A 12,190-nucleotide genomic window follows, 5' to 3' on the forward strand; every position below is an offset into this window, starting at 1 on the left:
AAGAGAATGGCTCAGAAGAAATTCTGAGCCATTTTTCTTTTCTGGGTTCTATTGCCATCACCTGGCGAAGACACTTGGACCGAGCGCGCGATATCACGCGGCACGAGCTCTCCTCTTTACCTTGTTCAATAAGACGCGCTTGACTTGGTAGCGGGCACGTCGAAATCCCGCGCCACCAATTTAAGTAGGATCAGACCTACGCCACCTTCGCAACTCAGCGGACTTTTTCTGCTCTTCACTTTATCGCTCGGCTCTCTCCTATGAAGCGCGCGATTCCCATTGCATCGCATGGCGATTCGTTGTCGCCTGTCATGCGTGGCCTTTTTTGCACATCAAGGGCCGCGCCGCTTTCATATGCTTGGGCGTTTGCTAGCATGAAGTTCCCGATCTCGAAACCCAGGCTGCAGGACGCGGCTGATTTCTTTGCGAGGAACAACATGAAAAAATCTTTTATCGCAGCAATCGTGTTGGCATCGGCTTCATTCGGTTCTTCAGGCGTCATGGCGCAGGACATCAGCAGCGCGCCGCAGGCGATCGACTGGACCGACTTCACCGCCTTCTTCGGCGACAGTTTTGCCGAGGACAATAGCGGCGCGACATTTGCCGACCGCTTCACCTTTACCGTCGACAGCACTATCGGCCTCAATCTCGACGCCGTGGTCGGCTCGATCAGCCGCAGCGCCGACGTCGGCCTCGACATCACCGGCCTGTCGCTGTACGACGCCGACGAGACCCTGATCACGGCAGGTACGTTGCTGGAGGATGGTGCGCTCGATGTCTGGCGCCTGTCGAGCGACAACCTCGATGCCGGCGACTACTACGTGCAGGTCAGCGGTTCGCTGGTGTCGGACACCGCGGGCAGCTTCGGCGGCGCCGTGATGCTGGCGCCGGTGCCGGAGCCGGAAACCTACGGCATGATGCTGGGCGGGCTGGGCGTGCTGGGCTGGCTGGCGCGGCGCCGCGGCAAGGCCAGGGCAGAGTAGGCAGGCCGGCGCGGCCGGCCGGGACGGAAGCGTCGCCGCTTCCGTCCATTCACGCTTGACGCGCCCCGGGCTGGCGTCAGGTGCGCAGCTTCTTGATGATGCTGCGGTTGCCCAGGATTTCCTCGATCTGCTCGAAGCGCACCGGCTTGACCATGTGGTGGTCGAACCCGGCCTCGAACGCCAGCTGGCGGTCCTTTTCCTGCCCCCATCCGGTCACAGCGATCAGCACCGTCATGGCGCCGGTCGGCAGCTTGCGGATGCCGCGCGCCAGGTCGTAGCCCGACATGTGCGGCAGGCCGATGTCCAGGAAGGCGTAGTCCGGGCAGAAGCGGGTCGCCGCCGCCAGCGCGTCCGGACCGTTGTGCGTGATCACCACGCTGTGGCCCATGGCGGTGAGCAGCGCGCCGATGCTGTTGACGAAGTCGACGTTGTCGTCGGCCAGCAGGATGCGATAGCTCTCGGTGCTGATGAAGGCGGCCGGGGTCGGCTTGGTCGGCGGTTCCGGCTCGACCACGATCGGCAGGCGCACGATGAAGCGGCTGCCGTGGCCCAGGCCTTCGCTGGTGGCGGTGATGGTGCCGCCGTGCAGCTCGACCAGTTTGCGCGCCAGCGACAGGCCGACGCCCAGGCCGGCATTGCTGCGCTCGAGCGTGGAGTCGACCTGCACGAACATCTCGAACACCGAGTCGAGCATGTCGGGCGCGATGCCGATGCCGGTGTCGGCCACTTCCAGGATCAGGGTCTTGTCTTCGACGCCTCCCTTGAGCAGCACCCGCCCGCCGCGGTTGGTGTACTTGGCGGCGTTGTTCAGCAGGTTGGACAGGATCTGCGCCAGGCGCGTGGCGTCGCCATGCAGGAACACCGGCCGGTCGGGCAGCTCGAGCACCAGCTCGTGGCCGTGCAGCTCGATGTACGAGCGCACCACTTCCAGCGCGTCGTTGACGACCGCCTTGAGTTCCACGCGGCCCATCTTGATGGTGAACTTGCCGGTATTGATGCGCGAGACGTCCAGCAGGTCGTCCACCAGGCGCACCATCTGGCGCAGCTGGCGTTCCATGATGTCGGTGGCGCGCTGGGTGGCCTGGGCGTCGCCGCTGCGGATGCGCAGGATGTCGAGGCCGGTGCGGATCGGCGCCAGCGGATTGCGCAGCTCGTGCGCCAGGGTGGCCAGGAATTCGTCCTTGCGGCGGTCGGCCGTGATCAGGGCCTGTTCGGCGCGCTGGCGCACGCCCATCTCGTGTTCGAGCGTGCGGTTGGCAGTCTGCAGCGCCTCGGAACGGCGCCCGATTTCGGCCAGCATGTCGTTGAAGGCTTCGACCAGCACGCCGATCTCGCCCTTCTCCTTGCCCGGCACGCGCAGGGAGAAGTCGCGCCGCTGCACCACCTGGCGCGCCACCGCCGTCACCGCTTCCAGCGGGCGCGTGATCGAGGCCTGCAGGCGTGAAGCGACCAGCGCCGCGATCACCAGCGCCCCCAGCAGCACCCCGCCCAGGATCGCGCCATAGCTCAACGCGCGCTCCAGCACGCCGTAGCGCGAGCGCAGGTGGATGGTGCCGACCCGCTCGCCGTTCTCGACGATGTCGCGGAACAGCGTCACTTCGCCGCGTTCGATGCGGTAGCCGGCGGCCTCGGGGCGTGCCGGCAGGTTCGGCTGGACGCCCGGGCGCACGTAGGTGGCGAAGCGCTCGCCGTTGGCGCCGTAGATGGCGGCGGCCACGATCTGCGGCCGCACGCGCAGCAGCGCCAGGCTGCGGGTGGCGCCGGCGGCGTCGTTGAACGAGACCGCCGGCGCGGTCACGCCGGCCACGATGTCGGCCTGGGTGGTCAGGTCGTCGATCCAGTAGCGCTGGAAAGTGCGCAGGTCGAGCAGCAACATGGCTATGCCGGCGGACAGCAGCGCCACCACGGTGGTCGCCACCGCCATGAGGATCAGCTTGCTTCGCACCGAGCCGGTATCGTGCATGGGCATCAGGTGGCTCCTTTCTGCACCCGGTTCGCGACCACCAGCAGGCGCGAACTGAGTTTGACATTCTTCTTTTCCGCCGCATCGAGCGAGACGTCGAAACGTACCCGCTCGTCGACGATGGTGAAATTGATGACGCCGCCGGCGGCAAGGCCGCCGTCGCATTCGGTGACCGTCAGCAGCGCCGGCGAGGCGCGCAGCAGGCGCGCGCTGCGCGCTTCCTCGGGGCCGGCCACGAACAACAGGTGCGCCGGCTGCGCCAGGTCCTGCTCGCGCAGCGCGCGCACCACGATCGGGCGCCCGGCCACGCTGCGCCCGGCGACGATGCGGGTCAGCTCGGCGGCGATGTCGTCGGCGCCGACCACGCCGATCACCAGCGGCGCGCCGGGGCCATCGAAGGCGGCCGGCGGGAATTCGGCATAGCCCAGGAATTTATACAGGAAGGCCGCCTTCACGCGCCGCTCCAGCGCCGCGCCATCCGGAAGGACGGCCGCGCCGGCCGTCTTGTCCGCCGCCACGCCGGCGTCGGTGGCGGCGGGGCCGGACGCTGCCGCCGGGCGCACCAGGGCAGGCCAGGCCGCGGCCAGCAGCGGCAGCACCAGGGCCCAGCGTGCATATCGGCTGGCAACCTGGCCCACGTAGCGGCCGGGGCAGCGGGCAGCGCGTCCTGAAGTGGAGCGGCCGGCAGCCAGGCGCTGCAGACCATCGAATTGGATTGGTGTCATGGCTTCCATTGGCCCGTCAACGGCGTCCCTGCCGGCGGGCGCCGGCGTGCTTGCTGCTCATGATAGCGTCAGCCGGCCGCCGCCCCGCGCGCGCGCAGGCGTCGGCGCGGCCCGCCAACATGGCGCGCCCAGTGCAAATGGATGTAACAAAATCTGACATAGTTGCCATCCTAGAACATTTTCTCGTACGCACCAAGTGCGCACACGCCACAATCGCCTCTTGACAAACTGCCGGGATATTTATTATCGCAATGACCGTCATTTGAAATATAAATTGGACTGATTTGACGCAATGCAGCATCATGCACCTGTCTCCTCTATTCTCCTCTCAGGAAATAGATTCAGCCCGCTTCCTGCGAAGCGGGCTTTTTTTTGCCCGGTTTTCCGCTGCCGCAGAATCCGCCTTCCTCCGCCTTCGTAACGACATTACACCGCCCGCAGACGCCCCGGCGCAGCGAACGGCTGGGCTGTCGCGCACAACTGACAAAGCGGCAACTCCCGGTTTGGTGTAGGATGCCCGCCATCTTTTCGTTTCTACAACATACCTCCCCCATGCCCGACCTCGACACGTCTGCCCGGAGTACCGCGTCCTACGACTGGTCCGCGACCACCCTGGGCGATGCCGCCCGCTGGCCCCTGCCCCTGCGCCTGGCGAGCGACCTGCTGCTCAACTCGCCGCTTCCGACCTTGCTGGTGTGGGGCCAGGAAACCGTGTTGGTGTTCAATGAGGCGTACGGCGCGCTGGCCGGCCCGGGCTATGGGCGCGTGCCGGGCGGCTCGGTGCCGCCGGTGCTGCCGCCGCCACTGGCCGCGGCCGGCGCCAACGACGCCCTGAACCGCGCCTGGCGCGGCGAAGCGCAGGTCGTGCAGGATGCCGCGCTGGCCTTCCGCCATCCGGGCGAAACCCACGAACACCGCTTCGACCTGCGCCTGTCGCCGGTGCGCGACGACAGCGGCGCGGTGCGCGGCGTGCTGCTGGCGCTGGCGCCGCCGACCGCGGCGCCCGTGCAGGAAGACGCGGGCGACGCCAGCCTGCGCATCCTGGTGGTGGAAGACAATATCGATTCGCAGTACCTGGTGTGCGAGATGCTCAAGGCCTTCGGCCACGAAGCCGACGGCGTGGCGCACCCGGACGACGCGCTGGCCCTGCTCGCCAGCCGCAGCTACGACGTGCTGTTCTCGGACGTCAGCCTGCCCGGCATGTCGGGCGTCGAACTGGCGCAGCGCGCCGTGGCCGACAAGCCGGCGCTGCGCGTGATCTTTGCTTCCGGCTATGGCGACACCCTGCTGCGCCACCTGACCTTCCCTTACCTGTCGCTGCAAAAGCCGTACGAACTGAACCAGCTGCAGGATGCGCTGGCCAAGGTGGCGCGCCAGGCGGCGGCCTGAGGCTTGCGCCGACGGTTTGCTGCGCCCACGCCGGAGCGCGCCGCCTGCCGGCGGTGTGCTCCGGTTTTTCCGCGCAAGTGTGTGGGTCGGCCCTGCTCGGCTGGTCTACAATGCAACGCATCCTGCCCGGTTTCGGGCGTACCTCGGGCGCGCCTCCAGGCCGCCACATGCATCGATGAAGACTCCTTTTGAACCGATCCGCAGCGTCCGCTCTCCGGCCAGCCCTTCCGGGGTGCGCGGCGCGATGCGCGCCTGTGCAGGGAGTCGCACATGAGCGGGAGCGGCTTCACCGACATGGGCAGCGGCGGCGCCCAGAGCCGGGACCTGGTCGCGGCCCAGGAAGCGCTGCGCCAGGCCAGCGAGCGCATGGAGAACATGCTCGAGAGCCTGACCGACGGCTTCTGCGCGGTCGACCGCGATTGGCGCATCACCTACATCAACGGCCGCGCGCTGCAGATGGTGGCGCCGCTCAACAAGAGCCGCGGCGGCCTGGTCGGCAGCAAGCTGTGGGACGAGTTCGAAGACCTGCACGGCACCTCGGTGGCCGAGGACTGCCGCCGCGCGATGCGCGAGCGCGTCACCGTCAACCGCGAATTCTTCTACCGCCGCCTGCAGTGCTGGCTGGAGATGCGGGTCTACCCCTCGCCCGACGGCCTGACCCTGTACTTCCAGGACATCACCGCGCGCAAGCACGACCAGCAAGCCCTGATCGACAACAACAACCGCCTGCAGGTGGCGCTGGCCGCCGGCCGCCTGGGCGACTGGCGCTGGGACGCGGCCAGCGACCGCGTGGTGTTCGGACCGCGCGCCGCCGAGATCCTCGGCCTGCCGGCCGAAACCCCGCTCGCCTGGCCGCAGCTGCGCGCACGCCTGGCGCGCCCGGACCGGGTGCGGGTGCGGCGCATGGTGCTGGACGCGTTCGCGCGCGGCACCGACGTCGACCTCGAATGCCGGCTGCTGCCCACCGTTTCCAGTCCGGCGCGCTGCGTGGCCCTGGTCGGCCGCCCCGAACATGCCGCCGCGGCCGGCGGCGCGGTGCTGGGCATGACCGGCATGGCGCAGGACGTCACCACCCGGCGTGAAGCCGACGACCACCTGCGCCAGAGCGAGGAAGAATTGCGCGCGCTGGCCAACACGATTCCGCAGCTGGCCTGGATGGCCGACCCGGACGGCGCCATCACCTGGTTCAACGAGCGCTGGTACGAATACACCGGCAGCACGCCCGAGCAGACCACCGGCTGGGGCTGGAAAAAGATGTACGACCCCGAGGTGCTGCCGGCGGTGCTCGAGCACTGGGACGAATCGGTGCGCACCGGGTCGCCGTTCGAGATGGAATTCCCGATCCGCGGCGCCGACGGCAACTACCGCTGGTTCCTGACCCGGGTCGAGGCGGTCCACGACCGCGACGGCAATGTGGTGCGCTGGTTCGGCACGAATACCGACGTCGACCAGGTCAAGCGCGCCGAGCAGGCGCTGCGCGAAGAGTCGCACGTGCTCGAGCTGCTCAACAGCACCGGCACCATCCTGGCCTCGACGCGCGACCTGCGCTCGCTGATGCAGGCCGCCACCGACGCCGCCGCCGGCGTGTGCGGCGCGCGCTACGCCGCCTTCTACCATGTGGGCCAGGGCGGCGACGGCACCCTGTTCTCGCTCACCGCGCTCACCGGCGCCAGCGGGGGCAGCACTGCGAGCGAATTCAGCCAGATCGCCGAGCCGGCCGCCGGCGCCCTGTTCGGCCCCGGCCTGCGTGCCGGCGGCCTGCTGCGGCTGGACGACCTGCAGGCCGATCCGAACTACACCGGCCACGCCGCCGGCGCCCCGCGCTTCGGCAGCACCGGCGGCGCGCCCATGCTGCGCAGCTACATGGCGGTGCCGGTGGTGGCGCGCTCGGGCGAGCTGCTCGGCACCATGTTCTTCGCCCATCCGGAAGCCGCCGTGTTCACCCTGCGCAGCGAGCGCATCGTCAGCGGCATCGCGGCCCAGGCTGCGATCGCATTGGACAATATCCGCCTGGTGGAAGCGGCCAGCCGCGCCGCCGAAGAGCGCAAGGTGCTGCTCGAAAACGAGCGCGAGGCGCGCGCAGAAGCCGAGCGCACCAGCCAGATGAAGGACGAATTCCTGGCAACGCTCTCGCACGAGCTGCGTACGCCGCTGTCGGCCATTCTCGGCTGGTCGCAGGTGCTGCGCCGCGGCAGCCGCGACGGCGCCGACCTGCAGCGCGGCCTGACCACGATCGAGCGCAACGCGCGCGCCCAGGCCCAGCTGATCGAAGACCTGCTCGACATGAGCCGCATCACCTCGGGCAAGGTGCTGCTCGACATGCAGACGGTCGATCCGGCCTCGTTCATCGACGCTGCGATCGAGACCGTGCGCCCGGCCGCCGACGCCAAGGGCATCCGCATCGAGCGCCACTATGGCGCCACCGGCGGCCCGCTGGTGGCGGGCGACCCGGGCCGGCTGCAGCAGGTGATCTGGAACCTGCTCACCAACGCCATCAAGTTCACGCCGCACGACGGCCGGGTCGACATCGAGGTGGCGCGGCGCGGCGAACAGGTGGCGGTGACGGTGCGCGACAACGGCGCCGGCATCAAACCCGAATTCATCACCCACGTGTTCGAGCGCTTCCGCCAGGCCGACGCCTCGATGACGCGCCGCCACGGCGGCCTGGGTCTCGGCCTGTCGATCGTCAAGCACCTGGTCGAGCAGCACGGCGGCACGGTGCGCGCCGAAAGCGCCGGCGAAGGACATGGCGCCAGCTTCACGATCGAGCTGCCGCTGGCCAAGGCCACGGCGCGTTCGAACGCGGCGGCGCGCGCGGCGATGATCCGTTCCGAGGCGCCGGCGCCATTCGACCCGCTGGATGCCACGCCTGGCGCGCCAACCGAAGCGGGGCCGGAACCGGCGGTGCGCGACCTGACCGGGATATCGGTGCTGGTGGTCGACGACGACCGCGACGCGCGCGAACTGATCGCGCGCATCCTGGCCGATTGCCACGCCAGCGTGCGCCTGGCGGCGGGCGCGCGCGAAGCCTTCGACCTGCTGCGCGCGGTGCCGCCCGACCTCCTGATCAGCGACCTGGGCATGCCCGAGGTGAATGGCCTGGAACTGCTGTCGTGGGTGCGCGCATTGCCGCGCGACGCCGGGGCGCTGGTGCCGGCGATCGCGCTGACGGCGTTCGCGCGCTCGGAAGACCGGCTGACGGCGCTGGAAGCCGGATTCTCGGCGCACGTGTCGAAACCGGTCGAGCAGACCGAGCTGATGGCGGCGATCGAGATGGTGATCGGACCGTCGGCGCCGATGCTGGCGGGACGCCGTGCCTAGCGCATATGGTCCAGCTGAAATGCAGTCGTCGGTGTTCCTACCCGATCACGCGGCGCTGTCCTACAAGAAATTTTGTGGTGTTTGCTAGACTGATTAGAGTAGTGGGGTAGATGAGGTAAGCCAGATTCTGTGCAGAAAGGAATCCGCTCCAATAGCGTATAAGAGACAAGCATGCCGAGCAGACAAGACATTTTGAACGCGAAGATCCTGGTGGTCGACGACTCGCCCGACAATATCGAACTCATGGAGGAGATATTGCGCGAGGAAGGCTACACCTGCGTCAGCTCCACGATGCTGCCGGAGCAGGTCTGCCCGCTGCACCGCGAGCACAATTACGACATCATCCTGCTCGACCTGCAGATGCCGGGGCTGAATGGCTTCCAGGTCATGAAGGGCCTGAAGGAGATCGAGCAAGGCGGCTACCTGCCGGTGCTGGCCCTGACCGCCCAGCCGAGCTTCAAGATCGCGGCGCTGGAAGCCGGCGCGCGCGACTTCATCAGCAAGCCATTCGACCTGCTCGAAGTGCACAAGCGCATCCACAACATGCTGGAAGTGCGCCTGCTGTACAAGGAACTGGCGCAGTACTCCAAGGCCCAGCAGGAGCTGGCGCTGCACGACGCCCTCACCGGACTGCCCAACCGGCGCCTGCTGGAAGACCGCATCGAGACCGCGCTGCAGCACGCCAACCGCACCCACGCCAAGGCCGCGATCATGTATCTCGACCTGGACGGCTTCAAGGCGATCAACGACACCTACGGCCACGCCTACGGCGACGAGATCCTCAAAATGGTCTCGCAGCGCCTGCTGGCCAGCTCGCGCAAGGAAGACACCGTGGCGCGCCTGGGCGGCGACGAATTCATGGTGGTGCTGGGCGACATCCACAGCCTGGCCGACGCGCAAGGGCCGGCCTCCAAGCTGGTCGAGGCGCTGTCGGAACCGTTCTTCATCAACGACCTCACCTTGCGCCTGTCGACCTCTATCGGCATCAGCATCTATCCGGACGACGCCGAATCGGTCGACTCGCTGATCAACATCGCCGACTACGCGCTGTACGAAGCCAAGCGCGCCGGCAAGAACCGCTTCTGCTCGCCGGCGGCGAACCGCCAGGCGGCGGCCAGGACCTCGGCCGCGCCGGCAGCCAATCCGACGCCGGTGGCTGCCGCCGCGCCGACGGGCGAGCTGGCGCCGCATCGTTGAGACGCGCACTGCCGGCGCATCTTTTCACGACCATCTTCAACACGCCATTCCCGCCTGCGCGGGAATGGCGTTTTTTGGGCCGACAAAAGAACGATGCGTTGAACGATGCGTCGAACGATGCGTCGCACTACAGTCAGTAGTGCAACCCGAAGCCACCAACGCAAAACGGGCCACGTGGCTTGCGCCATGTGACCCGTTCGACCGGCAGCGCCGCTGGCGCGGCGCCGCCACTGCATCAACGCTGCATCAGCGCTTGCCGCCGGTCGGGAACTGCCCGGCAGCTCCAGCGCCGCCCGCCTGTTCCTGGTTGGCCTCGATCGCCGACGCGTGCTGGTGATCGCGCCCCGCATCGACCATGTCCGGCGCCACTTCGATGCGCGTGATGCCGGCGTCGACCGAGATCGGATCGCTGGCCGGGAAGGTCATCTCGACGGCGTCGTCGAGCAGGGTTTCTTCGGCCTGCTCCTTGCTCGTAACGCCTTCGCAGCCGGCCAGCGCCTTGATCGCGATGGCGTAGTTGACGACCTGCAGACCGGCCAGTTCGCCGATGGTGTTCACTCCCAGCGTGTCGGCCAGCGCGCTGGCCTGCTGCTCGCCGATGCCGCGCAGCGCCGACAGCGGTGCGTTGACCAGTTCGGCGAAAGTCTTGCCCTTGAATTGCTCATTCACGATGGTATCGATATTCATATTATGTCCTTTCTCGTAGCGCCCCGTCCTCCATCGAACCGGTTCGCTTTCAATATCGCATAGGGGCGTCAGCACGTATGTGCGGCAGCGAACATCGTCTCCATGCGCACGATTGATTTATTTGCCGAATAGCACTAATGCCGCATGTTATGATCACAAATTCATCGAGTATTTACCTCGTCGTGACTGAAAGTAGTCTGGTATTCTTCTCTAAGAGCAATAAGCGCAATGTTGACGGAAACATCAGGAACCATCGTGGCCAGCGATAAACCCAAGATCTTGGTCGTCAACGACGACCCCGCCAGCCTGCTAGCACTTACCAGCCTGCTCGACGGGCGCGCCGACGAAGGCAATTATGTGGTGCTGTCCGCCCGCTCCGGGCAGGAAGCGCTACGCCAGGTGCTGCTGCACGACTTCGCCGTGATCCTGCTCGACGTCAACATGCCCGGCATGGACGGTTTCGAGACCGCCGAGGCGATCCACCAGCGCGCGCGCTCGGCCGACATCCCGATCATCTTCGTCACCGCCTTCCTGGCCGACGAGATCGACCGCCTCAAGGCCTATCAGCGCGGCGCCGCCGACTTCCTGTTCACGCCGGTGATTCCGCAGATCCTGCACGCCAAGGTGTCGGTCTTCGTCACGCTGGCGGTGAAGAACGAAGAGTTGAAACGCCAGGCCGAAGCCCTGTCGCAGCACGCGCTGGAGCTGACCGCCACCAACCGGCGCCTGGTGCGCGAGATGGAAGAACGCCAGGCGGCCGAGCGCAAGAGCCACGCCAAGGACGAATTCCTGGCCATGCTGGGCCACGAACTGCGCAATCCGCTGTCGGCGATCTCGAGCGCCTCGAGCCTGATCGGCCTGCCCGGCGCCGGCCAGGAATCGGTGGCGCGCGCACGCACCATCATCCAGCGCCAGAGCCAGCACCTGTCGCGCATCGTCGACGACCTGCTCGATCTGTCGCGCGCCATGTCGGGCAAGATCCTGCTGGCGCGCCAGCCGCTCGACCTGGCGAACCTGGTCGGCAGCTGCCTGGAAACCTTCCGCGCCACCGGCCGCACCGCCGGCTACGGCATCAGCGTCGAACTCGAACCGGGCTGGGTCGACGGCGACCCCACCCGGCTGGAACAGATCGTTTCCAACCTGCTCGACAACGCCCTCAAGTACACGCCCAGCGGCGGCAATATCGCGATCGCGCTCGGCCGCGCCGACGGCCAGGTGGTGTTCACGGTGCGCGACACCGGCGTCGGCATCCCTGCCGAACTGCTGCCGCACGTGTTCGACGTGTTCGTGCAGGGCGCGATCTCGATCGACCGCTCGCAGGGCGGCCTGGGAATCGGCCTGTCGCTGGTACGGCGCCTGGTCGAACTGCACGGCGGCAGCGTGGCCTGCACCAGCGCCGGCGCCGGCCTCGGCTCGTGCTTCGAGATCCGCCTGCCGCAGGCCCAGGCTGCGGTCGCCGCCGCGCCGGCCGAGGTGGTACGCGGCGCCGATGGCAAGCCGACCGTGCTGCTGATCGAAGACAATGAGGACGGCCGCGAGATGATGGCCACCATGCTGGAGGTGCACGGCTTCCCGGTGCTGCAGGCGGCCGACGGCCTGCAGGGCGTGGCGCAGGCGCTGCAGCAGGTGCCGGACGCGGCGCTGGTCGACATCGGCCTGCCCGGCATCGACGGCTACGAAGTGGCGCGCCGCCTGCGCGCCGACCCGGCCACGCGCGCCATCCGCCTGATCGCCCTCACCGGCTACGGGCTGGAAGAAGACCAGCGCCGGGTGCTGGAGGCCGGCTTCGACCGACACCTGGTCAAGCCGGTGGCGATCGACCTGCTGCTCGATGCCCTGGTGCAGGCGCCGGCAGCGCTCGAGGCCGGCAGCGGAGCGCACCCGGCCGGGGTCTAGAAGGAACACGGGCGGGGGGGGGCCCGAGG

The 12,190-nt window shown here is 67.7% G+C and carries 9 protein-coding genes; 5 read left to right on the top strand and 4 right to left on the bottom strand.

Annotated features, from left to right (window positions below; translation table 11 throughout):
• Positions 1-235 precede the first annotated feature (235 nt).
• Entirely contained in the window at positions 236-502 is a 267-nt protein-coding gene (locus tag QPK27_RS21650) for a hypothetical protein (protein WP_290420253.1), read from the bottom strand.
• Between QPK27_RS21650 and QPK27_RS21655 the strand changes: the two genes are divergently transcribed.
• A complete protein-coding gene (locus QPK27_RS21655; RefSeq protein ID WP_290420254.1) occupies positions 501-983 on the top strand; it encodes an FxDxF family PEP-CTERM protein in 483 nt (160 codons plus the stop codon). The genes QPK27_RS21650 and QPK27_RS21655 overlap by 2 nt on opposite strands.
• A gap of 76 nt (positions 984-1,059) precedes the next feature.
• Here the strand turns inward: QPK27_RS21655 and QPK27_RS21660 are convergent, their stop codons facing one another.
• Together QPK27_RS21660 and QPK27_RS21665 are read right to left on the bottom strand one after the other, a co-directional pair.
• A complete protein-coding gene (locus QPK27_RS21660) occupies positions 1,060-2,952 on the bottom strand; it encodes an ATP-binding protein (protein ID WP_290420255.1) in 1,893 nt (630 codons plus the stop codon).
• Positions 2,952-3,671, bottom strand: coding sequence for a YfiR family protein (locus QPK27_RS21665; RefSeq protein WP_290420256.1), 720 nt, complete (start codon positions 3,669-3,671; stop codon positions 2,952-2,954). Before QPK27_RS21665 ends, QPK27_RS21660 begins: the two co-directional genes overlap by 1 nt.
• 552 nt (positions 3,672-4,223) lie before the next feature.
• Between QPK27_RS21665 and QPK27_RS21670 the strand changes: the two genes are divergently transcribed.
• From QPK27_RS21670 to QPK27_RS21680, 3 genes are all read left to right on the top strand, one after another.
• Positions 4,224-5,060, top strand: a complete 837-nt coding sequence (locus QPK27_RS21670; protein ID WP_290420257.1) for a response regulator — start codon at positions 4,224-4,226, stop codon at positions 5,058-5,060.
• Positions 5,061-5,330: 270 nt separating this feature from the next.
• The gene (locus QPK27_RS21675) at positions 5,331-8,381 is read left to right on the top strand and encodes an ATP-binding protein (protein WP_290420258.1); all 3,051 of its coding nucleotides are present in this window, start codon (positions 5,331-5,333) and stop codon (positions 8,379-8,381) included.
• A 171-nt stretch (positions 8,382-8,552) separates the two neighbouring features.
• Positions 8,553-9,578: a diguanylate cyclase domain-containing protein gene (locus tag QPK27_RS21680; protein ID WP_290420259.1), complete on the top strand. Its 1,026-nt coding sequence runs from the start codon at positions 8,553-8,555 to the stop codon at positions 9,576-9,578.
• Between the two features lie 246 nt (positions 9,579-9,824).
• Here QPK27_RS21680 and QPK27_RS21685 read toward each other — a convergent pair whose 3' ends face one another.
• On the bottom strand, positions 9,825-10,265 hold the full coding sequence (locus QPK27_RS21685; protein WP_290420260.1) for a hypothetical protein: 441 nt from the start codon (positions 10,263-10,265) through the stop codon (positions 9,825-9,827).
• A gap of 255 nt (positions 10,266-10,520) precedes the next feature.
• Between QPK27_RS21685 and QPK27_RS21690 the strand changes: the two genes are divergently transcribed.
• Positions 10,521-12,161, top strand: coding sequence for a response regulator (locus QPK27_RS21690; protein WP_290420261.1), 1,641 nt, complete (start codon positions 10,521-10,523; stop codon positions 12,159-12,161).
• Positions 12,162-12,190: the final 29 nt, after the last annotated feature.

Origin of the sequence: Massilia sp. YIM B02443 (assembly GCF_030411955.1) — a bacterium.
In the GTDB taxonomy this organism is placed as follows: Bacteria; Pseudomonadota; Gammaproteobacteria; order Burkholderiales; family Burkholderiaceae_D; genus Telluria.